The sequence below is a fragment of the Acidiplasma sp. MBA-1 genome (assembly GCF_000949015.1).
Classification (GTDB): Archaea; Thermoplasmatota; Thermoplasmata; order Thermoplasmatales; family Thermoplasmataceae; genus Acidiplasma; species Acidiplasma aeolicum.
Genome location: NZ_JYHS01000001.1, coordinates 151,596 through 174,161, shown reverse-complemented (window position 1 = coordinate 174,161; position 22,566 = coordinate 151,596). Strand labels below are relative to the sequence as shown.

Genomic DNA, 22,566 nt, shown 5'->3' with positions numbered 1-22,566 from the left:
AATATTTATTCTTCAGGTGTTGCAAAAAATATCGAATTTTCACCAACATCTATCCTGTATTTTATATTCATATTCCTTTCGTTTAATACCAGAGAATTGGCGTCTGTAAGTGCGTTCCATATATTCGACATTTGCCTTGAGATAATACCGTAATATAATGGCCTTTCAGATGCGACAAAAATCTGATTCTCTTTTATTAAAAAATTTTTTTCCCCTATTTTTATTTCCATATAATGTAATTATTAATATGGTCATTATTTTTTTGATAAAATAAAGGTTATATATTTTTAAATAATGAGGAACTGGAAGTGATTAATATAAATACAAAGGATACTTGTACATCATGTGGTATAGGACTCGTGGAGGTCGGTTATTCAATATTTCCATGTCCAAACTGTGGGGAGGAGATTATAGGAAGGTGCAAACAGTGCAGGGAACATTCCACGCCATATGTTTGCCCAAAATGTGGATTTATGGGGCCGTGATTAAAATGGGAGATGTAATGGTTTTATTGAGAGTGCTTCCAGAGTCTGTGGATATTGACCTGGAAAGCCTAAAGAATGACATTACTGAGAAAATAAAGGATTTGTGCAAGATAAATAGTGTTAATGAGGAGGAGATAGGCTTCGGCCTTAAGGCTCTAATGTTTCAGGTTATTGTTCCAGATGAGGAGGGAAAAATAGACAGGGTTGAGGGTGCAATCTCCTCTGTAAAGAATGTAAGCCAGGTTGATACAAGGGATATCTCATTAATATAAATGTTAATTTATTTTATTTTGCTTGTAATATATATAATCATTTTACTGCTTGTATCTCTTGGATTTATTTTAATAGAAACACATAAAAATGTAAATGATGATATAGAAAACAATTACAGGCCAAGAACGCTTGTTATGATACCATGCCGTGGTGTGGATTATTCACTGGAGGAGAACCTTAAATCTATAATTAATCAGGATTATCCAGATTACCATGCTGTTACAATTGTTGATTCCCCTGATGACCCTGCATGCAGTATTATAAATAAACTAAAAATAGACTGCATTGTATCAGATTTTCAGTGCGGTAAATGCAGTGGTAAGGTGCGGGCCCTATGCACTGCAATTGAAAAATATCCCGATTATGAAGTTTATGTTATTGCTGATTCTGACATTCTGGTCTCATCACAGTGGCTTAAGTATCTTATTATGCCACTTGGAATTGATAATGCCGGAATTTCCACAACCTTTCCATATTTTAAACCTGTTGGAGGATTCTGGAGCAGGGTTAAGGAGGTTTGGGGGTTTGTTGGCATGGGCCTTATGGAGGCAAAACTAACAAGATTTGGGTGGGGAGGTTCTCTTGCATTCAAAAAATCTCTGCTTAACAATTATTTTGATTATTTTTGCAGCAATATATCGGATGATACAGCACTAACAAAAATAGCCAAGGATAAAAATCTGGATCTTTATTATGTAAAAAGGGCAATGCCTGTGGTAAATTCTCCAGAAAATTTTGAGCAGTTTTTTGAGTGGGCAAACAGGCAGACCGCTCTATCAATTGCTGCATCAAAAAAGATATTTTATTATGGAATTTTATTCTATTTTTCTTACATGTTTCTGTTTTTCTCTGCCATATTTGCAGGCATATTTTATAACAAACTCTTTTTATTATTTTTAATACCGGAGATATTATATATTTTGAACATGATTAGGCGTCTCAATAAGGTATCGCCTGAAAATGTAATTGCCGCAATTTTAATGCCATTTATTTATACAGTTAATCTTTTCATGGCAAACAGAATGAAAAATATTACATGGCGTGGCAGGGTTTACAATATAAAAAATAAAAAATTATTATAAATGCATACAATACCATTATATGGAATTACATTTTTTTGGAACCAATGGGATAAGGGGTATACCAAATGATGATCTGTCAGCTGAATTCTCCATGGATGTTGGAAAGGCCATGGCAACATTCTTCAGTGCTAAAAAAATAGCCATGGCAAAGGATACAAGGATAACAGGAGATATGATATTAAATGCAGTCTCATCTGCAGTAATGTCCGCAGGCACTGATGTGGTTTATCTTGGTATACTGCCAACACCTGCACTGCAGTATTACTGCAAAAAAAATCATGTTCCGGGAATTATGATAACTGCATCCCATAATCCACCACAGTATAACGGCATAAAGGCAATAGATATGGATGGAACAGAAATAGATGAGGAAAAGGAATATGAAATAGAAAAATTAATAATGAATAAAAAATTTAAAAATGTTTCATGGGAAAATGCAGGAAGGTTTTATTATGATGATACTGCAGTGGATTTATACATAAATGGCATAATATCACTGATTAATTTTAAAAAGATCTCAGAGAGAAAATTAAATGTGGCCATAGATACCGGAAACGGTGCATCATATTATACAAGCCCGCTTTTACTTTCCAGGCTCAACTGCCATATAGTAACGCTAAATTCAAATCCTGATGGAAAATTTACAGGACGAAATTCTGAGCCAAAACCAGAAAATCTGCAGGATCTTATAAACATTATGAAAACTGGCAAATTCGATATAGGCATAGCACACGATGGTGATGCTGACAGATGCGTATTCATAGATGAAAATGGTAATTTTATAGATGGAAATGAAAGCCTGGCCTTAATAGCAAAATATACATTAAGGGCCGGGGAAACTCTTGTTACCCCAACAAGCAGCTCTGATGCATTAAAGGATGTGTGCCAGCAAAAAAATGCAAAAATAATTGTAACAAGGGTGGGTGCCCCGATTGTGGCCAGAACCATGATAGAAAACAATGCTGTGATTGGAGGAGAGGAGAATGGTGGTGTCATATATGGTAAACATCAGTTCTGCAGAGATGGCGCCATGACAATGTCATTAATGCTCAACCTGCTTGCCTGTGAGAATAAAAAAATAAGTGAACTGCTAAGGGAGATACCAAAATATTACATGGTAAAAAAGTCAGTACCCAGAAAATATGACTGGGATGTTATTAAAAATAAATTACTTGATGCACTGGGAAATAAAAAAACAGATCTACTTGACGGAATAAAGATATATGAGGATTCAGGCTGGGTTTTAATAAGGCCATCGGGCACGGAAAAAATATTAAGAATATTCACAGAATCTAAAAACGAAAAAACTGCAATGGATCTTAATGAAAAATATATTAATATAATAAACAAATTATAAATTTTTATATATGTCAAAAAATCTGGTTATTGCATTTATATTTCCAGCTATGCCAAACCATATTAGAAGGATGCCGGTAACATACAGTTTTATATTATAAACATCAAAATGCCCGGTTACAAATATCTGTATTAATGTAAAAATCATCATTAAAACGAGCCTGTCGGCCCTGCCTGCTATACCCGAGTAATCCCTTTTTAGCCCCAGTGCCTGTGACTGTGTACCCATGTAGCTTGTCAGTAATATGCCTAAAATTGCAAACAGACCAAGGTATATGTTACCGAAAATAGAAAACGACATGCCGAGGACAATAAATATATCTGAATACCTGTCAAAAACATGGTCTATAAGGTCTCCCTTTTTGGATGCAATATTTTTTAGCCTGGCAATCTTGCCATCCAGCGCATCAAAAAGGGCGGAAAAAATTAAGAATATAAATGATAAAAATAGAATATACTTACTAAAAAATGATAAATAATAAAATATCCCGGCAAATGCTGCAAAAATCAATGATGAAACAGAAATTGTATTGGGATTGAGCATTAAAAATTTTTTGGATAATGGCACCAGTATTTTATCTGCCTTTGATCTGTAGGAATCCAGAACCATATACATATATTAATAATTAATTATTAAATTATTCCTTATTTTTTTGCCATGTATCCTTATAAACAAGATAAAATGTTGATATGTAACCCATGGAATAGTATAAAAGCCAGAGTCCTGTTAAAAGATAAAAGTGTATTAAATAAAATAAAGATCCGGCAATGAAAAAGATTCCAAATGCCAGAATGGCATAGATATTTGATGGCATTTTATGACCGGCACCCTTTGGTGTTATCCTGTAAATCCTCCTTGATTTAAATGCCCTGAATATCCATAGCAGAACAAATGGGGAGATGGCAACAGTGTAGGATGATAACCTGCCCATGGCAGAAACTGCTTTTTTGGCATTTATATTAAATTTATCACCGATTTTAACGAAAACATATGCATATAACCCAAGGAGGATTATCCATAGAAAGAACAGTGGATTAAATAATATGTCAAAATGTATAAATGGTGATATTATTACAAGGGCAATGGCCATTAAAAATGTAAGAACAAGCGGTATGTACTGTAATAAAAATGCAATAATGTCCAGCCTTTTAATAATTCCTATTTTTGATGATATTATGTACCTAAACCGCCGGCTTAAAACCTCCATGCTTCCCATGGCCCAGCGTGTCTGCTGGGTATAAAATGCATTGAATGTGTCTGGAACCTCTATTTTTATATTGGCATCAGAACTTTTTATTTTTTTGCCGGCATGTATAAGCCTTGTGCCGATCTCCAGATCATCCTGTATCATTTCAGGGTCCCACGAATCCACAGCATTAAGGGCATCCCTCTTGAAAAGTGTTCCACATCCAACAGGCATTACAGGCATGCCTGCATGGTCCCTGCCAGTTATTATCGAAGTATTTGTGTAATATGTTGATATTATAAGAGAATTTACGGTTGTTGATTCCACATTTCCATAGCCAATCCAGTTCATGGTAACGGCATCGGCATTTTCGGCCATTATCTGGGCATACCCCTTTTTTATTGAATCACTATATATCCTTGCATCAACATCCATTGTAAGTATAAGTTCCCCCGTTGATTTTTTAAAACCGTCATGCAGCGCGCCGCTTTTATAACCCCTTTTATTAATTCCACGCCTGTAAAAGATAACCTTTAGATTTTCAGGTATTTTTACCCTCTGCTGCATCTCCTTAAAATATTCCTCTGTATCATCAGAAATTATAATTACTTCAATTTTGGATTTATCCCATTCAGCATTATCAATATTTTCAAGAAGTCCCTGCACAGTCTCTATTTTTTCACCCTTTGTTGGCACCAGTATGGATAATGATGGCATGGATGCAACCTGAAGGTCCTTATATTTATGATTTACTCCGAGGTAATAATAAACCAGCTGTGCCAGAATAAGCAGTATTGTGGGCAAAAATATTAAAACTGGAATAATATAATAGGCATCATTCATTGGTTCCACTCCTCAATTCATGTAATTCCTGTTCTATAATGTGTGAAATACCATTGATTTTATATTGAATATTTGATTGAATGTACATTTACTGGCGTAATCAAAAGTTATTATTTAATTTTTACATATTAATTTAGAAAAATACAATAAATTTATTAATTTTAATTTGCATACCCAAGAATGTACTCGCAGAGAATACCTGAACTTGAACCTGCAAGAACATATGGAATTCTTGGAATTATATTAGAATTCTTTGGCGGGATCTTAAACATCTTCATAAATTATGCAGGTCTAATTGCAGAGGTACTGGGTCTTATACTGCTTCTGAATTCCATGAATTTGATATCCAATTATTATGATAATAAAAAACCATTCAAATATATGCTTGCAAGTGTAATATCTGGAATTTTAATCGGTTTAATTGTAATTCTGGTTTTTGGCATTTCCAGCTATGCTGTAACAACACATGCTGGCACGGCCCCTCCAGTAAGTCCGGCCTATGGCCTGCTGGTATCATTATTTATATTATTGCTCGGTGTTATAGCATCCATTATTTTTGAATATTTCGCATATAAATCTGTATATGAACTAACGGGTGTGAGGGATTTTAATACTGCAGCAAACATGCTTTTAATCGGTGTAATACTGACAATAATTATAATAGGAATACTTCTAATATTTATTGGTATAATATTTGTTATACTAGGATTTAATAAACTGCCCAGTGATGCAAAACCAAGGAATCCGGTTAATCCTGAAGAAGGCATATATGATGATATGAACTTCTAAATATTGTATAAAAACATAAATTTAAGTTGTTTTATTTTTTTAGCTTAATATGGAATCATTAAAAGGTTTAAAAGTTCTTGATTTTACACAGGCCATGTCGGGACCGGTTGCATCTATGATACTTGGCGACCTCGGTGCAGATGTTATCAAGGTTGAACCACCTGCGGGAGATCAGTCCAGAAGCTGGGCACCCCCATTTATTGATGATGAATCTGCATATTACATAAGTGTAAACAGAAACAAAAAAAGTATATGCATGGACCTAAAGCATCCTGATGCCACTGAAATAATTAAAAAACTTGTTGAAAAATCTGATATTGTTATTGAAAATTTCAGGCCTGGAACGGCTAAAAAACTTGGAATAGATTATGAATCACTTAAAAATTATAATAATAAAATAATTTACTGCAGCATATCCGGATTTGGGCAGACGGGCCCTGATGCTTCAATGCCCTCATATGACCTTATAGCACTTGCAAGATCCGGGCTTATGAGCATTACAGGAGAAAAAAATGGTGATCCTGTAAAATTTGGTGTGCCAATTACAGATATTACCAGCGGTTTATTTGCAACCATTTCCATACTTGCGGCCCTTAATTACAGAAATATCACAGGAAGGGGACAGTACATAGATATATCAATGCTGGATGTAAATTCATATCTCCTTGTAAATCAATTCATGAATTATATAGCAACAGGTATAAATCCAGAGAGACTTGGTTCAGCCCACCCAAGCATAGTGCCATACCAGGTTTTTAAAGCTGGAGATGATTATATAGCCGTAACAGTTGGTACTGAAAAATTATGGGGGCTTTTCTGCTCGGCATTAAATATTGAGAATTTAAAAAATAATGATAGGTTCAGCACAAATGAAAAAAGGCTTGAAAACAGGGATGAACTGATAAATATTATAAATAATGAATTTAAAAAATATACTGTTGATGAACTTATTAAAAAATTTAATGAGTATGGCATACCGTGTTCCAGGGTAAATAAGATAAGCGATGTTATAATGGATAAACAGTTAAATTACAGGGAAATGATAAAAGATGTGCATTTTGGCAATAAAAATATAAAAATGCTAAATTCCCCGTTTAAAATGTCTGAAACCCCGGGAGGAATTAGATTAATGTCACCAAGGCTAGGCGAGCATTCAAGGGAAATACTAAAAAATCTGGGATTTAGTGATGAAAAAATAAAAGATTTAATCAATAATAAAACAGTGAGCTACCTCATGCCAAGGCAATGAGGCTTCCTGATTCATCGACCACACTTATCCTTACATACGGGCTTATATTAATCCCTTCAGGGACAGAGGTGAAGGTCTCCACAGGTACATTTATATTTAAATTAAGTTCATTAAAATATCTTTTTAATTTATTATATTTATTTCTTAATAGTTCATTTATTTTTATAATTCCATAATATAGATCATTTAATGTTGAATTATAATCCCTATTAATTATAAAACCACAATTAGGGCATTTATATATTCTATCATTTAAATTTATATTGTATTTATTATGGCATTTGGAGCATTCCTTGGTTGTTGGCAGGAACCTATCCAGTAATATAAATGTTGAGGCCTTATGTTTAAGTGCCTCCTTAATTCCACCCATATTGGTGGATTCTGTTCTCTTGCCAAAGAGATGCTTCCATGAATTAATATTATCATCCTGTGTTATTACTATATCATAGTTTGATGATAGATAATGGACTATTTTATTTACTGTATCCTTTCTTTTATTAGCGTTTTTTGTCTGCTCTATATTTAATTTATTTTTTAGTTTATAATAGTTATTGGAGTTTTTAACCTTTTTAGATAACCTTCTCTGAATTCTTTTTTCTCTTTTGGATTTTGGTATGCCATAATTTATTATTAAACCATTGGACAATGTTAATTGATTTTTAATTCCCAAATCAACTAATACTATTTTTTGATTATTAATGGGCTTCTCCATGATATACTTATTTTTATATGCTGTTATGTAAATATAATAATTATTGTTTTTATTTATTAACAATGCATTTGCCGGTTCTAATATATTTAAATTATATAATCCATTTACCTTTAATTTCTGCTTTATTCCCTGTATTTTAATAGAATTGTTGTTTATTATTTTATATGCATTGTTATACTGTTTCAATGGTATTGATGTTATATATTTTTTAAATTTTAATTTCCCTGTTTTATATCCATTTTCCTTTAATTTTGATAATCCTTTAATATTATCCATGGTTCTATCAATAATTTCTTCCTTGATCTGTGATGATAAATATTTTAAATCCCTTATTTCATAATGGTCCTTTACATACACTGGTACTTTATTTACCTTGTAATCCATATTAAAAATATCATTGTTAAATTCCTTATTTATAATATAATTGTATAACCATTTAGCCTCCAAAAATATTCTCCTTAATATCCTTGATGTGTTGGTATTTAGCCTATCACTGTCGATCTTTGCTTTTATAATTGCTGCTGATTGAGATTTTCTTCTTTCTTTAGTTTTATTTAACGAATCTTTTATTTTATTCTTCCTTGCTTCTATCATGTTCATTTATTAATTTCATTATAACGTCATTATAGCTTTCCCTCGGGTTATTTTTTAATTTGTTTAATTTTTCTCTTGTTTCATCATGTATTATTATATTTACAAACCCCATATTTATGTATATGTGTATTTAACATATAAATATTTAGTTCTAAAAATGTTTCAAAAAATATTATTTATTGAATATTTGTATTTAAATTCCAGAAATTCATAATAAACTCAGTGGCTTTCTTTCTGGTATATTGATTTGTAAGAATAATATGTGCAAACAATAATAATTATTTATCATTTAGAAATTATAGTCAATGGATATACAAAAAATAGAAGTACCAATAGAAATAAGGGCACTGAAAACAGCAAATTCATATTTAATAAATGGCAGCATTCTGTTTGATACAGGCATGTCTGAGAATTCTTACAGGGAGATAATATCCAAAATAAATCCAGGGGCAATAAAATATATAATTATATCACATCTACACATAGATCATATAGGTGGTGCCGGATATTTTAATAAAAATTATGGAATACCAGTTTTTATAAGCCAGAATGATTACAATTATATAGAGAGGATTAATGAAAATCCTGAAGCGTATTTTAAATTTTACACAGACTTCTTAAGATCAAACGGTACACCTGATTCAATTATAGACATGATTATGGATTATAATCCAATTGTGAAATATATAAATTATTATGAGGGGCTTGATATTAAGCCGGTAAATAACAAACCAGAGGGTTTTGATATTATTGATGTGCCAGGGCATACTCCCGGTTCAATTGTTCTTTATAATAAAAATTCATTATCACTATTATCAGGTGATCATATACTTGGCAGGATAACACCAAATATTAGTGTGTATTTACCTGAAATGGATAGCCTGAAAATGTATCTTGAAAGCCTTGAGAAAATTCAGAATTTAAATGTCAGCAATGTTTATCCCGGCCATGGAAATGTGTTTAATAATTATCATGAAAGGATAATTCAAATAAAAAAGCATCATGGTAACAGAATAACAGTTATTAAAAATTATCTTAATTCATGGAAAACAGTATATGATATAGCATCAACCATGGAATGGAGCAGGGGTCGGCATATGGATACAATGAATTTTATGGAAAAAAATTTTGCAATCATGGAAACTGCAGCACATTTAATTTATATGGAAAATTCAGGAATCATAAGGGGAATTGAAAAGAATGGAATAAAATATTATTCTTTATAATTTATTTTCCCTGATTGCTCTGAGAGGCTTTTAATGTATTGTATGCGTTTTCCATAAATATATTTACAGCATTAATTGTTGAATTTATATCCTCTGGACCTTTTATTTTTGCAAAAATTAGGTAGGTGTTTGTTGACCCTGATTTGGACATTAGTATACCTTTTAAATCAAGATTCCCATGGTTTTCACTGACGTATTTCAATATCTCATCAGATTTAACATCGGAGTTTAATATAACAGTTACCGGGTAATAATTTAATTCGTATATGCTCTCATAAATTGCATTGTTTCCAAGCACATTTGCCTGTGATTTTACAGTCCAGTATGCCCTGTCCAGATTCATATTTGCAATTGATATAATTTTATTTAATTCATTAATATCCTGAAATTTGAACATTATAAGATACGTATTTGTTGTACCGCCTTTTGCGGAGAGAAAAATTGTCATATCGTTATTATTGGACATTGCCTTAAAATTCTCAATAACCTTATCGGCTGGAACATCAGATGGTGTGGTAATATTTAGTGGATAAATATATGAGGAATCCTCAGTTTTAAATTCTGTAATAACCGAGTTGCCAAGCAGTGCGGAATTTGGTATTGAAATCACATTATTGTCCTTTGTTAACATCTTGGAAAAAAGGGTCTTAACATCAATAATTTTTCCAGTTGTATCTATGCTCCATACCCAAGAGTTTATTCCAACAACATCTCCATACTTTAATGTTCTTGATGATGTTACAAAGATGCTTGCAATAAGATTGGATGCGACTGTTTGAACGGCAAGGCCGAGGATAACGCCACCAACCGCGCTGCCTGCAAGTATTCCTGTAACGCTAACATGGAATATTGACAGCACGATGGCTATTACTATAATGTACATTATTATTCTTATTATTAATGAGATTCCATAAAGCTCCTTTCTTGATGTCTTTATTCTGTATTCTATGAATCTCAGGGTTGACCTTGTTATCATCATTCCTATTATCAGGACTATTACTGCCCTTACACCCTCGTTTATATATATTTCATAGCCTTTATACTCAGGCAAAAATCGGGTAATGATAAAATCAACCACAAAGCCTGCAAGAATTGCAAGTATGATGCCTATTATAATTTCTGCAATAATTTTTGCAAGTTCACCCCTGCTTTTCCTTGCATTATTAAGCATGGTTTTAATCCTCCCTTTCTATTCTGTCAAATCCTGTGTATGGAACCAAAGCCCTTGGAACCTGTATGTACCCATCCTTCTGATAATTCTCCATAATGGCCACAAGTATTCTTGTTGTGGCTATTGCAGTGCTATTCAGTGTGTGAACAAATTCATTTCCATTTTTTGTTCTGTATTTAATATTTAATGACCTCGCCTGATAATCTGTATCATTGGAGGCGGAAACTATTTCCCTGAACTTCCCCTGGGATGGGAACCATGCCTCTATATCATACTTTTTTGCTGCCAGATTCCCAAGCTCCCCTGAACAAACATTAACTATTCTATAGGGTATCTCAAGTGATTTGTATATATCCTCTGCATTTTTTACAAGCTCATCAAAGTGATCCCATGATTCTTCTGGCCTGCAGAATATGAATTGCTCAATTTTATTAAACTGATGAACCCTGAAAATACCCTTTGTATCCTTTCCGTGGGCACCTGCCTCGCGCCTAAAACATGAGGATACACCGGCAACACGAATGGGCAGCTCGTCCTCATTAAGAATTTCTCCAGAAAGCATGGATGCTATGGGATGCTCTGCTGTTGCAATTAAATAAAGGTCATCGCCCTCTATTTTATAAAGTGTATCCTTGAATGTCTCTATATCTGTGGCACCGGACATTGAGGCATAGTTTATCATAAATGGTGGTTCGAGAACAGAAAAACCTCTCTGTGATAAAAAATCCACAGCGTAGTTTATAAGTGCCAGTTCAAGCTTAAATAATCTGTTTTTAAGGAAGTAAAACCTGGCCCCAGCTATTTTACCTGCCCTTTCAAGGTCAACAAGGTTTAACTGCTCCATTAAATCAACATGGCTCATTGGTCTGCTGTCTATTATATTAAAATCACTGCTATTTCCACTATTTTGTTTAAAATAATCCAAATCTTCCCTATAAACATTAGCTGTACCATAATATCTAACGAGTTTATTATTTTCATCTCCAAAGCAGTGGGGGACATCATCTGCCAGTAGATTTGGTATTAACCTCAGCGTATTATCCCTATCCTTTTCAATTTCTTTCTGCTGATTTTCAAGCTCCCCTATTTTTTTATTAATTTCATTTACCTTATTTTTTAATGGTTCAGGGTCACCGCCATTTTTTATAATTTTTGATATCTCAACTGTAATTTCGTTTTTTTCATGCTTTAAACCATTGATATCCCTAAGATTCGATCGCCATTTATCATCCAGAACAAAAAAGTTATCAAGTACTTTTGTATCAAAACCCCTGGCCTGGCAGGACTTGTAAAATATCTCACTGTTTGATCTTAATAATTTTATGTCTATCATTGCAACACCATTTTTATCAATAATACGTTAATAATATTTCATTTTTATGATAATTATAAAATTTAGAAGCGAGATATCTATTAGATATTTTAGGCGATGTGAGAAATTAAAGTATTTTCCTTATTTAGGGCATTTATATAAATATATTATGGTAACAAAAATCTATTTATACTATTAAATGAATTATATTAATTTATGAGGGCATTTTTCCTAAACGGTGTTAAAAATGTTTCTGTTTTGGACATAGATGAGCCTGATTTAAAAGAAAATGAGGTAAAAATTAGGGTAATGGCCTGCGGTGTCTGTGGTTCCGACATTCATTCCTATTATGGCAAAAATCCATTAATTAAATATCCTGTGGTACCCGGCCATGAACTAAGCGGAATTGTGGTTGAATCAAAAAGCAGTTTGTTTCATTCTGGAGACAGGGTGGTTGTTGATCCAAATATTCCGTGCAATAAGTGCAGGTATTGCAGGTCTGGTAAAAAAAATTTTTGCGAGCATTTTACTAGCATTGGGAACAATATTTATGGGGGTTTTGCTGAGTATGTGAATGTTCCTGACAGCCAGGTATACAAAATTCCAGATAATTTATCATATGAAAGGGCATCGGTTACCGAACCAGTTGCCTGCATTATACACGGCCTGGACATTGTAAATGCCAAAATAGGTGAATCGGCCCTAATACTTGGTGCAGGGTTCATAGGATTAACATTTTTTCAGATACTTAAAAACATGGGTTATAATCCATTAATCGTTGCTGAATTAAATGAGTACAGAAAAAATATTGCCAGGGAACTTGGTGCCGATGTGGTAATAGGGAATATTAAAAACTATGTAAAGGAAAAAACGGGAAATTATGGTGTTGATCTTATAGTAGACACAACAGGAAGCATGAAACTATTAGAGGAATCAATTGATATAATTTCAAATGATGGCCGGATTCTGGCCTTTGCGGTTTATGACCCTGATGCCTACGCAAGTATTAAACCGTCACTAATATATCAAAAGGAGATTAAGATAGCGGGTGAATTTACAAATCCATACACCATGGAAAGGTCCCTTAATCTCATATCTTCAGGCGCAATTAATCTTGACATACTATTAAACAAAAAGGTGGATATTAATAATATTGAGTCAGCATTAAATGGCAGTATAAAGGATTCAATAAAGGTCATTGTCAATAATTCTGATAACCATTTATGCAAATGAGTATTAAACCTTACAGGTATTTCCTAAAAAGACTTAATGTTATATATTCAATAAGTACAATAAGGTTTACAGTTATGCCCAGTGGCCATTATAATTACATTTATTACAATATATTGGTATGTTTATGGATTTATTAAACAGGAACGTTAAAGGAAAGATAGGATATATTCAGGGGTATCAACAATAAAGAAAAAGAGAGAACTGGAAAATCATATACATACTTTATAACATTCATGCTTTATGAATGGTTATACAATAAATGCAGTATATGATAATATTTACCTGATTAGGCATGCTTTTCCATGGAAGCTTGAGGCTCCTATCTTTAAGATGGTGGAGAATGCCACAAACCTTATAGATAATTGAAATATTAAAATCGACATGGATAATCTATTTGGAGTTGATAACAGGATTAAGTGATGTAAGAATAATAGCATTGGTATCATTAATATAATTAAAAAGGCAGTCCCAGAATCATTTGATGTAATATATTGTATTCAGTAAATTTAAGCATCATGGAGATGATAACTTCCCAGGGTCTATGTTAAAATTTTTAAAAGAAACCATAACCTTATGACAAATAAATAAAATATTAATTTTTGATATTTCATAATATAATTATTTATTTGATAAAAATTATAATATACCATGCAATATGTAATTATGAATATTATAAACTACAACCTGTATTTGGATTTTGACACAGAAAAATTTACTTACACATGCCATGAAAAAATAACATTGGAGGGTAATGAGGAGAAATTAATACTTAACTCAATAGGGCATAAAATTAAAAGGCTTGCAGTAAATGGTGTAATAAGAGGGTTTAAAGAATACAAAAATGAGCAGGAGATTGTGGTTGATGGGATAATAACATCAAAAACACAGGTGGATATAGACTTTACAGGTGAGATACCTGAAAAACTTGAGGGGATATATCTGGCCAGAACACCGGATGGTTTTATGATAACAACTCAGTTTGAGCCAACCGGGGCCAGAAAATTTATACCCTGCATAGATAATCCATCATATAAGGCCACATTTGATATAACTATTAAAATTGATGGTGGACTTGATGCAGTTTCAAATATGCCGGTGGAAACGATAAAAGAAATTGACGGAAAAAAGGAGGTAAAATTTATGCAGACTCCGAGAATGTCAACATACCTACTTTACCTTGGGATTGGACATTTCGATAGAAAAACTAAAAAATTGGAAGATGGAAAGGAAATAGGGCTTGTGGCACCCAGGGGCAGGCTAACCCAATCGGATTATCCACTGGAAATTGCCAAAAAATCAATTGGATTCTATGAGGATTATTTCAATATAAAATATCCACTTCCAAAGGAGGATTTAATATCAGTACCTGAATTTGCGGCAGGTGCAATGGAAAACTGGGGGGCAATAACATTCAGGGAAATATATCTCAATGTCGATTCATCAACAAGCACTTCTGTAAAGAGGTCAATTGCAGATGTAATAGCCCATGAACTGGCACACCAGTGGTTCGGAGACCTTGTGACAATGAAATGGTGGGATGACCTATGGTTAAATGAGAGTTTTGCCACATTTATGTCATATAAGGCAGTGGATAAATTATATCCAGACTATGACATGTTCTCAGATTTCCTTATCAGTGAAACCTCCGGGGCCCTTGCTGGGGATTCACTGGTTAATTCCCATCCAATACAGGTTGATGTTAAATCTCCTGATGATATAGCACAGATCTTCGATGAAATAAGCTATGGGAAGGGAGGAAGCATATTAAGAATGATTAATTCATTCGTAACCGATGATGTTTTTAGAAAAGGGCTTAATTTATACCTTGAAAATTTTAAATACAAAAATGCAGAGGGTTCTGATCTTTGGGAATTTATTGGAAAGGTATCAGATCTTCCTGTAAGGGAGGTCATGGAATCATTTATTAAAAGACCTGGATATCCATATATAGATGCCAGCATTGTGGATGGAAAATTGTTATTAAAACAGTCAAGATTTTTCCTTAATGGCAAGACACAAAAAGTTACATGGAAAATACCGCTGACGTTAAAATATGAAAACAGTATAAAATCTCTTATTTTTGATGCATCTGAAATGTTTATAGAAGACACTGACAAATTTTTAAAGCTTAATGATGATGAGGCTGGATTTTACAGGGTTTTATACTCGGATGAACTCCTTAAATCACTGGTAAATAATTTAAAGAAGCTTTCAGACCGTGATTTATGGGGGATTGCAAATGACTATTATTCATTTCTCATATCCGGTAAAATTAACCTAAACTCATATCTGGATGTAATAAAGGCACTTTCCGGTGAGAATAGATTAATGGTTGATCAGGAAATAGCAGGGGAATTATTTATATTAAATTTAATACTAACAAACAATGAAAAATTGCACAATTTCACTGTTGAACTTCTTAAAAATAAACTTGACATGCTTGGCAGCAAGGAGGAAAATGAGGAAATCAATAAATCCATATTAAGGGGAATGATATCATACAGGCTTGCAATTTTGGATCATGATTATGCTGCAAAAATTGCCGAAAATATAAATAATATTACCAGTATGGATCCTGATTTAAGGTCTTCAGTACTGACAGCATATGCAATTATTAAGAATGATTTTGATGGACTTCATAAAATGCTTAATGATTTTAATAATGACGAGGATAAAATAAAGGTTATACAGGCAATGTCATGGCTTTCTGGAGATAAAAATTATGAAAATGTATCAAGATTAATTGAAAATCATGAAATCAAGCAGCAGGATTCCATAAGGTTTTACACAAATGCATCCATGAACCCGGAGGCAAGGGAATATATTTATGAGAATTTCGAGGATATAATCTATGGTATACAAAAGGTATTTCAGGGATCAGGATACGCCTCCAGGGTTGTTGAGGTTGCCGTACCATTTATTGGCCTGAACCACCTAAATGCCATAGAGGAAAAATTAAAGGGCATGGAATTCAGTGAGATATCAAGGGGAATAAAAAAGGGGCTGGAATATTTAAGCATTTACTCCGAATTAATATCCAGGTCACGGCAGTAAATATTTAATAACAGCATTTTTATTTTTAAAACAATGTAAATAATTTTAAAACTTTTTGATAAATTGAAATAAATGTATAATATGTAAACTTATGCTTTTAAATATTAAATAAGCTTATCATACCATGGGTGGCAATGCTGGAAATTTAAGTTTCGGGCACTGGACACGTGTTGATACATGGGCATTTATATCATTTTCAATGGGAATGTTCCTTGAGGCATATATATTTGGGATGTCAACAATTGCGACAGGCTGGGTCGCAATGCCAGCAAGCCTTAGATCCTTGCTGCTATCATGGTCTCCACTATGGCTGATTATTGGAATAATAGTTTCCGGACCATTATCTGATAAAATAGGAAGGAAGCATGTATTTTATATAACCATGATAATGTATGGTATAGCAGCCATAGGCATAGTTTTTAGTGATACATATTATCTAATACTTTTATTTCTTGCCATACTTTTGTTTGGATCAGGAGGTGAAATGAATACAATAATGGCACTGTCGCAGGAGATAATGCCCACAGAGCATAGAAGCACTACAATGCTGCTTGAGCTAAATTTCATACCGCTTGGTGGTGTGGTTCTTGCTGCTGTATCGTTTTCAACTGCAAGTTCCTCAATATTCTATCAAAGGTTTATGATTGCAATAACAATTTTAATAGTATTAATTGTTTTAATAGCATCCAGGCGTTATCTTCCTGAAAGCTTTCTATGGCTGGCAAGCATTGGCAGGGAAGATCAGGCAATCAATGATGCCATAAAATATTATGGTAGGGAGGAATATTTGAGAAGAACCATGAATAAGAAGGAGCTGGAGGATAGGGAGGATCTGGATAAAACCAAACATTTGGGCCTTAAAATATTTTCCACCCTGACCACTGCCTTTGCAGGTACAACCGGATTTGGACTTATAGCCTACGTTCTTGGCCCTGTATTTTATCCCGGCCTTGTTGCCCTAATTTTACTGGTATCCAGTATAGCCGCATTTGGTACAGGATTTATTGGATTTTTCGGTGAGAGGATAAGCAGAAAGAGCATGCTTTTATGGGGGAATGTTGGTGCTCTTGTTTTTACCATTATAACCTACGTTACAATAAGCTCCTGGACCAGATACCTCATAATTTTTTGGTTTCTTGTAATAGCACTAAATGCATTTGTCCAGCTTGGTTATCTGGCAGAGGATACTTTAAAATCAGAGGTGTGGGCCACAAAATCAAGGGGAACGCTTACGGCAATTATAAGATTTTTAGGAATAGGGCTTTATATACCTACCATTTATTTGACTGCCTCATATAACCTTAACCAGTACATATTGTTTAATATCATAGTCTGGGTAATCGGTTCCGCAGGCGCAATAGCATGGTTCCTGTTCGGAAAGGAAACCGGAAAGGGCATTCCTATTGAAATGGCAGATTAAACTATTTTAAATTTTTTATTTTTAACAGTATTTCCCTTAATTCATCCCATGTGTGTGCTATATTATATGTAAATGAATAATCTATCATTAAATTATTCTGCATGCCCGAAAATTTTCTTATATCCGTCTGAAAACCTATGCATATTTTATTGTATGCATATGCCATGCCAAGTTCAACGCATGCACCCTCATCTGGAACCCTGCCATCTATTAGCATTAAAAGTATTCTGGAGTTTTTTAATGCCTGTACGTCCCTTTCAAACACACGCCTGCTTGCCTCAGGATATAACTCCGGGTTTCTTAATAGTTTTTCATCCTCGCCACCATCCCTCTGGGGGAGATACGTTGTGAATCCTAAATTTCTAACAAATGCATCAACCTTATTGTTAAACTCTACCTCCATCTCATTGAATAGCGGTGCGGAAATATAAATATCGTAGTTAACCATAGTATCAGACCAGTATTTTATTTTTATATTTTTATTTATTTTATATCATGTAAACATCCATATTTAAATATTATTTAAAAAAAAGATTTTTTACATTTTTTTGATAAATATTTTTATCAAGGGAATATGCCACCATGCAGCTCCCTTTTTCATCCCTTGTTAATAAAGTTTTGCCATTCCTATCAACGCTTATTTTCCCTGTAATATATTTAAATGCTTTTTCATTAAGATATGCAAGTGCGGCTATTGGATCATGCATTTCAAAGCTTCCATGCCTGTTAACCATATATTTTACCAGTTCATATATAAATTTGCTCTCATTGCTATTTACATGCATTTTGTTTAGATCGTCATCTTTTATTGAAAAATTTGGGTTCATTGTAACATCCAGCGGAATGGTATATATTTTAATTCCTGAATTAAACACCATATTTGCAGCCTCCGGGTCATAAAATATATTAAATTCTGCATCGCCCACGTTACCGGTTCCATACTCATTTAAGGCGAATGCACCGCCCATGACTATAATCCTCCTTATATTTTTTATTATGTTTTTCTCCAGGGAAAACAGCAGTGCCAGTGTGGTTAAAGGGCATGTTATTATTATATCAACCTCCTCATCTTTTAAAGTATTATAAAGTTCTATTATGCCATTAATTTTATTAAATTCATGCATCTCATAAGTATAATTGGCAAGACCATTTTGCCCATGGTAGTCCTCATAATATGGTTCCCTTATTAATGGCCTGTATGCACCGTAATACACCGGTATATTTTCCTCCAGAATTTTTGTGACCTCAATTGTATTATTTAATGTATTATCCAAATCAGAGTTTCCGGAGGCTGCTATAATAAAATCCGGTTTAATGCCGTTTTTTACCAGGGTCATTATGGCAAGGGCATCATCAACTCCAGTGTCAACAATTAATATGAGTTTTGCCATTTTAAATTATTAAATGGAAGTAGATAATATTTTTTATAATCCTTTTATTCTTATTTTGGATATTATCAATGGAAAAAATTCTTTTTTAACATAGTATATTTGTTTATTTGATAAAAAAATAAATAAAATTAACAGCTACTTTTATATATTCATTGATATTAAATAAGTTATGTTTTCTATCATGAAGGATAACAAAAAAGTATGCAGAATTCAGATTAGAATCTTAAATCCATTTGCGTTTCAAATTAAATAAATGTTTGGGGTGTGTGAATGGAAGAAAGATCAAACATGTATGATATTGGCAGAATTGAGCTGGATAGGATATCAAAAAATAATAGGGCATTTAGCATTATTATGCTCCTTGTTGTCCTGGGCACATTTTTTGATGCAATTGAACAGTATAATGCGGGATATGCAGCCACAGGTGTTTCTGCAGCCTTTCATATAAGCGCCGCAGCCATATCAACTCAGGTTGAGTTTATAACATTTGGATTTATGGCTGTTGGGGGTTTAATGGCCGGCTATATGGGTGATAACTTAGGCCGAAGATTTTTGTATTCATTTAATCTGGGGATATATGCTATTGGCGCCCTTATATCAGCACTGTCTGTTAATTATATAATGTTTCTCCTTGGCAGAATGGTTGTTGGGCTTGGGCTGGGTGGTGAAATAGCCATCGGGCTAACATTAATATCAGAAATTATGCCAACCAGAATAAGAAGCCAGTTCACCGGCATAGTTAACGTTGGGCCGGGCTTTGGAATATTTGCTGTTGCAGTTCTTGCGCTTTTATTTTTAGGCCCATATGAGGGTATTTTTGGTGGGCCATATCTCGCATGGAGGTGGTTTTTGGGTGTTTTAATTTTGCCTGCCCTGTTAATTTTGGTTTACAGGAGGTACATACCTGAAACGCCAAGATTTTTAATATCAAAGGGAAGGCAGGATGAGGCTTTTGCAGTAATTAAAATGTTATCAGAGGATAAATTAATACCGGTTAAGAGATTGAAAAGTTATTATAATATAAATGAGTTAAAAAACAGTATAAATATAATGATTTAAAGACAATAACAGAGAAGCCACACACCAGTGAACTTTTTAAGGGAAGATATGCCAGAAGAAGTCTATTATTATTTGTTCTTTCATTTATAACATTTGGTGTGTCTGCATCGTTTACAATAATATATCCTGAACTGTTTTCCTCTGTAACCTCTTCACTACATTTAAGCAGTTCATTTATACTCACAACCATTGTTAATTTTGGTACATTGCTTGGAACATTTACAGCGGTCCTTCTGGCCGCCAAAAACAGAAAGATTTTAATTCCATCGCTTGGTATTCTGGCAATATTTGGTGCAGGTCTAACAGTTACATTTCATTCATATCCTTACATGGTAATAGTATCGCTGTTTATTTTCGCGTTATTTTCATATGCATCGAATACAACAATATGGTTGTACTCACCAGAAATGTATCCAACAAGGGTCAGGAATATTGGCACTGGTTATATACTTGTTACAAGCCTGGCCGGCGTTGCCATAATGGAGGTTTTTGTTTCCTATATCTATTCGCTTTATAATATAATAGGCATAGGAATTGTCGCCATAGGGGCGTTCATTATTTATGTGATTCTGGCATATATAATGGCCGAGGATACATCCATGAAGGATCTTGAGGTGGTATCTCCATGATTAACAAAATAGACAGCACGATAACTAATGTAAAAATAGTTAGTTCCTGTGGTATATCAGAACCCTGCGATATTTTTATTGCTAATGGTAAAATTATAGGAATACATAAATCAGGTATTGTTAAACCTGATGGAGAAGTTACAGATGGTAATGAGATGCTTGCATTTCCTGGATTTACAGATTTGCATTTTCATGCCGGTATGGGTTCTATTAATAGCATATACAAAGAACTTGAAACTGAAAGCAGGGCTGCACTGGCTGGTGGTTATACATATATTAGATCTCACCTGATAATAGGACCTGATGGGAGTTCAGGATATCTAAACGTAATTGATAAAATAATTGAAAAAGCACAAAGGGTTAGTTATTCCGATTTTTCCTTTAACCCAATGATTGGCACAGATAGCCAGGTAGGGGAACTTGATAAACTGATAAATAAGGGAATTAATGCCTATAAGATATATTATAATGCATATCAGGGAGATGAGGGCAGGAAACTTGGAATATATGTGGATGATGACATAGATGATATTGTAATTAAAGCACTTTCAACAGCTGCAAAATATGATAACACAAGAATAATATTTCATGCAGAGGATAATAGTACTGTAAAATTTTTTACAGCCATGGAAGAAAAAAACAATGGCCTGGATGCATTTAACAGAGGACGGCCACCAATTGCAGAGGCCATTAAAATAGATAAAATATGCAGGCTGGCCATGCGTTTTAAGGCAAAGGTCCACATTGCCCACATATCATCAATAGAGGCCTTTGAAACCGCTAATAAATATCGTGAAATGGGATTGGATGTTTCAATGGAAACTGAGCCACATTATCTATTTTATGATGACTCTATGTGGAATTTACTGGGCGTTTATGGCAAGGTAAATCCTCCATTAAGAACCAAATTGGACAGAGAATTCTTAATAAAAAAGTTATCTGAGAGAAAGTTGGATTCCATATCCTCTGATGTTAATGCTTTAACTGCCAGGCAAAAAATGAAAAATGGTGATAAATACGGAAATATTTGGGATGCTAGTCCCGGATTTGACAACATACAGATGACCCTGCCCAGACTTATAACCAGCTTTGTATCAAATGGGATTTTAACCTACGAGGATTTGGCATATCTTTTAGCAGAAAGGCCTGCAGATGTAATTGGCATTAGAAACAAAGGTTCAATTAGTATTGGCAAGGATGCTGATATTGTTTTATTAAACCCAAAAAAGATAAAAAAGGCAACAGAAGAAACACTGGAAACTGTACCAGGGCTGGACTGGAATCCTGAATTAAATAAAGAATTTAGGGGCTGGCCGGAAAATATATTTTTGCGTGGAAGAAAAATGTTATTTGATTCTAAAATTCAGGAGAAAATGGACGGAAAATATGTTTACATAAAGTGATTAATATAATTTAAGGCAATAAGACTTCATTAATTACAGATGATGACTGTATTTTCATTTGAGACTATGTTATTTTTCCAAATTATTTCATTCCGGTC

At 33.7% G+C, this 22,566-nt stretch carries 23 protein-coding genes; 14 read left to right on the top strand and 9 right to left on the bottom strand.

The window, feature by feature from the left end; genetic code table 11:
* Positions 1 to 5 precede the first annotated feature (5 nt).
* The gene (locus tag TZ01_RS00860) at positions 6 to 230 is read right to left on the bottom strand and encodes a hypothetical protein (protein ID WP_048100921.1); all 225 of its coding nucleotides are present in this window, start codon (positions 228 to 230) and stop codon (positions 6 to 8) included.
* 78 nt (positions 231 to 308) lie between these two features.
* Between TZ01_RS00860 and TZ01_RS09360 the strand changes: the two genes are divergently transcribed.
* From TZ01_RS09360 to glmM, 4 genes are read left to right on the top strand one after another with little or no spacing between them, the layout of a single operon-like run.
* Positions 309 to 485, top strand: coding sequence for a zinc finger domain-containing protein (locus TZ01_RS09360; RefSeq protein ID WP_231563387.1), 177 nt, complete (start codon positions 309 to 311; stop codon positions 483 to 485).
* Between the two features lie 5 nt (positions 486 to 490).
* Positions 491 to 757, top strand: a complete 267-nt coding sequence (locus tag TZ01_RS00855; RefSeq protein ID WP_048101329.1) for an elongation factor 1-beta — start codon at positions 491 to 493, stop codon at positions 755 to 757.
* On the top strand, positions 758 to 1,840 hold the full coding sequence (locus TZ01_RS00850) for a glycosyltransferase family 2 protein (protein WP_048100920.1): 1,083 nt from the start codon (positions 758 to 760) through the stop codon (positions 1,838 to 1,840).
* 19 nt (positions 1,841 to 1,859) lie between these two features.
* Positions 1,860 to 3,197 (top strand): phosphoglucosamine mutase, encoded by a 1,338-nt coding sequence (glmM, locus tag TZ01_RS00845; RefSeq protein WP_048100919.1) that lies wholly within the window; start codon positions 1,860 to 1,862, stop codon positions 3,195 to 3,197.
* Here the strand turns inward: glmM and TZ01_RS00840 are convergent.
* Positions 3,192 to 3,806, bottom strand: a complete 615-nt coding sequence (locus TZ01_RS00840) for a CDP-alcohol phosphatidyltransferase family protein (RefSeq protein ID WP_048100918.1) — start codon at positions 3,804 to 3,806, stop codon at positions 3,192 to 3,194. The two genes, glmM and TZ01_RS00840, sit on opposite strands and share 6 nt — an antisense overlap.
* A 28-nt stretch (positions 3,807 to 3,834) precedes the next feature.
* Positions 3,835 to 5,226 (bottom strand): glycosyltransferase family 2 protein, encoded by a 1,392-nt coding sequence (locus TZ01_RS00835; protein WP_048100917.1) that lies wholly within the window; start codon positions 5,224 to 5,226, stop codon positions 3,835 to 3,837.
* Between the two features lie 180 nt (positions 5,227 to 5,406).
* On the opposite strand from TZ01_RS00835, the gene TZ01_RS00830 reads away from it, so the two are divergent.
* On the top strand, positions 5,407 to 6,015 hold the full coding sequence (locus TZ01_RS00830; RefSeq protein WP_048100916.1) for a DUF996 domain-containing protein: 609 nt from the start codon (positions 5,407 to 5,409) through the stop codon (positions 6,013 to 6,015).
* Positions 6,016 to 6,064: 49 nt separating this feature from the next.
* On the top strand, positions 6,065 to 7,264 hold the full coding sequence (locus TZ01_RS00825; protein ID WP_048100915.1) for a CaiB/BaiF CoA-transferase family protein: 1,200 nt from the start codon (positions 6,065 to 6,067) through the stop codon (positions 7,262 to 7,264).
* Here TZ01_RS00825 and TZ01_RS00820 read toward each other — a convergent pair.
* Both TZ01_RS00820 and TZ01_RS09500 read right to left on the bottom strand, forming a co-directional pair.
* On the bottom strand, positions 7,248 to 8,576 hold the full coding sequence (locus TZ01_RS00820; protein ID WP_231563386.1) for a transposase: 1,329 nt from the start codon (positions 8,574 to 8,576) through the stop codon (positions 7,248 to 7,250). The genes TZ01_RS00825 and TZ01_RS00820 overlap by 17 nt on opposite strands.
* A complete protein-coding gene (locus TZ01_RS09500) occupies positions 8,548 to 8,682 on the bottom strand; it encodes an antitoxin VapB family protein (protein WP_156150266.1) in 135 nt (44 codons plus the stop codon). The genes TZ01_RS00820 and TZ01_RS09500 overlap by 29 nt, the downstream gene beginning before the upstream one ends.
* 193 nt (positions 8,683 to 8,875) lie before the next feature.
* Here TZ01_RS09500 and TZ01_RS00815 point away from each other — a divergent pair, with 193 nt between their 5' ends.
* Positions 8,876 to 9,796, top strand: coding sequence for an MBL fold metallo-hydrolase (locus TZ01_RS00815; protein WP_048100913.1), 921 nt, complete (start codon positions 8,876 to 8,878; stop codon positions 9,794 to 9,796).
* Position 9,797: 1 nt separating this feature from the next.
* Here the strand turns inward: TZ01_RS00815 and TZ01_RS00810 are convergent, their stop codons facing one another.
* Together TZ01_RS00810 and serS are read right to left on the bottom strand one after the other, a co-directional pair.
* A complete protein-coding gene (locus TZ01_RS00810; protein WP_048100912.1) occupies positions 9,798 to 10,967 on the bottom strand; it encodes a mechanosensitive ion channel family protein in 1,170 nt (389 codons plus the stop codon).
* 4 nt (positions 10,968 to 10,971) lie between these two features.
* Positions 10,972 to 12,300: a serine--tRNA ligase gene (gene serS, locus TZ01_RS00805; protein WP_048100911.1), complete on the bottom strand. Its 1,329-nt coding sequence runs from the start codon at positions 12,298 to 12,300 to the stop codon at positions 10,972 to 10,974.
* A 195-nt stretch (positions 12,301 to 12,495) separates the two neighbouring features.
* Between serS and TZ01_RS00800 the strand changes: the two genes are divergently transcribed.
* The 4 genes from TZ01_RS00800 to TZ01_RS00790 all read left to right on the top strand — a co-directional run bounded on the left by TZ01_RS00800 (position 12,496) and on the right by TZ01_RS00790 (position 17,986).
* The gene (locus tag TZ01_RS00800; protein WP_048100910.1) at positions 12,496 to 13,512 is read left to right on the top strand and encodes a zinc-dependent alcohol dehydrogenase family protein; all 1,017 of its coding nucleotides are present in this window, start codon (positions 12,496 to 12,498) and stop codon (positions 13,510 to 13,512) included.
* Between the two features lie 240 nt (positions 13,513 to 13,752).
* Positions 13,753 to 13,878, top strand: coding sequence for a hypothetical protein (locus TZ01_RS09925; RefSeq protein WP_255350850.1), 126 nt, complete (start codon positions 13,753 to 13,755; stop codon positions 13,876 to 13,878).
* 297 nt (positions 13,879 to 14,175) lie between these two features.
* Complete coding sequence (locus tag TZ01_RS00795) at positions 14,176 to 16,566, top strand: M1 family metallopeptidase (RefSeq protein WP_052656655.1); 2,391 nt, start codon at positions 14,176 to 14,178, stop codon at positions 16,564 to 16,566.
* A 124-nt stretch (positions 16,567 to 16,690) separates the two neighbouring features.
* Positions 16,691 to 17,986 carry an MFS transporter gene (locus TZ01_RS00790; RefSeq protein WP_048100909.1) on the top strand — a complete coding sequence of 432 codons (1,296 nt, stop codon included), beginning with the start codon at positions 16,691 to 16,693 and terminating at the stop codon, positions 17,984 to 17,986.
* Between the two features lies 1 nt (position 17,987).
* On the opposite strand, the gene TZ01_RS00785 is transcribed toward TZ01_RS00790, so the two are convergent.
* On the bottom strand, positions 17,988 to 18,434 hold the full coding sequence (locus TZ01_RS00785) for a nucleoside 2-deoxyribosyltransferase (protein ID WP_048100908.1): 447 nt from the start codon (positions 18,432 to 18,434) through the stop codon (positions 17,988 to 17,990).
* Positions 18,435 to 18,504: 70 nt separating this feature from the next.
* The gene (locus tag TZ01_RS00780; protein WP_048100907.1) at positions 18,505 to 19,377 is read right to left on the bottom strand and encodes a nucleoside hydrolase; all 873 of its coding nucleotides are present in this window, start codon (positions 19,375 to 19,377) and stop codon (positions 18,505 to 18,507) included.
* A gap of 270 nt (positions 19,378 to 19,647) precedes the next feature.
* On the opposite strand from TZ01_RS00780, the gene TZ01_RS09920 reads away from it, so the two are divergent.
* Genes TZ01_RS09920 through TZ01_RS00765 form a run of 3 tightly spaced genes read left to right on the top strand, consistent with a single transcriptional unit; the run spans position 19,648 to position 22,468 of the window.
* A complete protein-coding gene (locus TZ01_RS09920) occupies positions 19,648 to 20,436 on the top strand; it encodes an MFS transporter (RefSeq protein WP_048100906.1) in 789 nt (262 codons plus the stop codon).
* Between the two features lie 5 nt (positions 20,437 to 20,441).
* Positions 20,442 to 21,065: an MFS transporter gene (locus TZ01_RS09915; RefSeq protein WP_156150265.1), complete on the top strand. Its 624-nt coding sequence runs from the start codon at positions 20,442 to 20,444 to the stop codon at positions 21,063 to 21,065.
* Positions 21,062 to 22,468, top strand: coding sequence for an amidohydrolase family protein (locus TZ01_RS00765; RefSeq protein ID WP_048100904.1), 1,407 nt, complete (start codon positions 21,062 to 21,064; stop codon positions 22,466 to 22,468). Before TZ01_RS09915 ends, TZ01_RS00765 begins: the two co-directional genes overlap by 4 nt.
* Positions 22,469 to 22,566: the final 98 nt, after the last annotated feature.

Excerpts from the sequence above, each read along its gene's own strand:
- TZ01_RS00860 (WP_048100921.1), bottom strand. The coding sequence starts at position 230 with ATGGAAATAAAAATAGGGGAAAAAAATTTTTTAATAAAAGAGAATCAG.
- TZ01_RS00855 (WP_048101329.1), top strand. The coding sequence starts at position 491 with ATGGGAGATGTAATGGTTTTATTGAGAGTGCTTCCAGAGTCTGTGGAT.
- TZ01_RS00850 (WP_048100920.1), top strand. The coding sequence starts at position 758 with ATGTTAATTTATTTTATTTTGCTTGTAATATATATAATCATTTTACTG.
- glmM (WP_048100919.1), top strand. The coding sequence starts at position 1,860 with ATGGAATTACATTTTTTTGGAACCAATGGGATAAGGGGTATACCAAAT.
- TZ01_RS00840 (WP_048100918.1), bottom strand. The coding sequence starts at position 3,806 with ATGGTTCTGGATTCCTACAGATCAAAGGCAGATAAAATACTGGTGCCA.
- TZ01_RS00835 (WP_048100917.1), bottom strand. The coding sequence starts at position 5,226 with ATGAATGATGCCTATTATATTATTCCAGTTTTAATATTTTTGCCCACA.
- TZ01_RS00830 (WP_048100916.1), top strand. The coding sequence starts at position 5,407 with ATGTACTCGCAGAGAATACCTGAACTTGAACCTGCAAGAACATATGGA.
- TZ01_RS00825 (WP_048100915.1), top strand. The coding sequence starts at position 6,065 with ATGGAATCATTAAAAGGTTTAAAAGTTCTTGATTTTACACAGGCCATG.
- TZ01_RS00820 (WP_231563386.1), bottom strand. The coding sequence starts at position 8,576 with ATGAACATGATAGAAGCAAGGAAGAATAAAATAAAAGATTCGTTAAAT.
- TZ01_RS09500 (WP_156150266.1), bottom strand. The coding sequence starts at position 8,682 with ATGGGGTTTGTAAATATAATAATACATGATGAAACAAGAGAAAAATTA.
- TZ01_RS00815 (WP_048100913.1), top strand. The coding sequence starts at position 8,876 with ATGGATATACAAAAAATAGAAGTACCAATAGAAATAAGGGCACTGAAA.
- TZ01_RS00810 (WP_048100912.1), bottom strand. The coding sequence starts at position 10,967 with ATGCTTAATAATGCAAGGAAAAGCAGGGGTGAACTTGCAAAAATTATT.
- serS (WP_048100911.1), bottom strand. The coding sequence starts at position 12,300 with ATGATAGACATAAAATTATTAAGATCAAACAGTGAGATATTTTACAAG.
- TZ01_RS00800 (WP_048100910.1), top strand. The coding sequence starts at position 12,496 with ATGAGGGCATTTTTCCTAAACGGTGTTAAAAATGTTTCTGTTTTGGAC.
- TZ01_RS09925 (WP_255350850.1), top strand. The coding sequence starts at position 13,753 with ATGAATGGTTATACAATAAATGCAGTATATGATAATATTTACCTGATT.
- TZ01_RS00795 (WP_052656655.1), top strand. The coding sequence starts at position 14,176 with ATGAATATTATAAACTACAACCTGTATTTGGATTTTGACACAGAAAAA.
- TZ01_RS00790 (WP_048100909.1), top strand. The coding sequence starts at position 16,691 with ATGGGTGGCAATGCTGGAAATTTAAGTTTCGGGCACTGGACACGTGTT.
- TZ01_RS00785 (WP_048100908.1), bottom strand. The coding sequence starts at position 18,434 with ATGGTTAACTACGATATTTATATTTCCGCACCGCTATTCAATGAGATG.
- TZ01_RS00780 (WP_048100907.1), bottom strand. The coding sequence starts at position 19,377 with ATGGCAAAACTCATATTAATTGTTGACACTGGAGTTGATGATGCCCTT.
- TZ01_RS09920 (WP_048100906.1), top strand. The coding sequence starts at position 19,648 with ATGGAAGAAAGATCAAACATGTATGATATTGGCAGAATTGAGCTGGAT.
- TZ01_RS00765 (WP_048100904.1), top strand. The coding sequence starts at position 21,062 with ATGATTAACAAAATAGACAGCACGATAACTAATGTAAAAATAGTTAGT.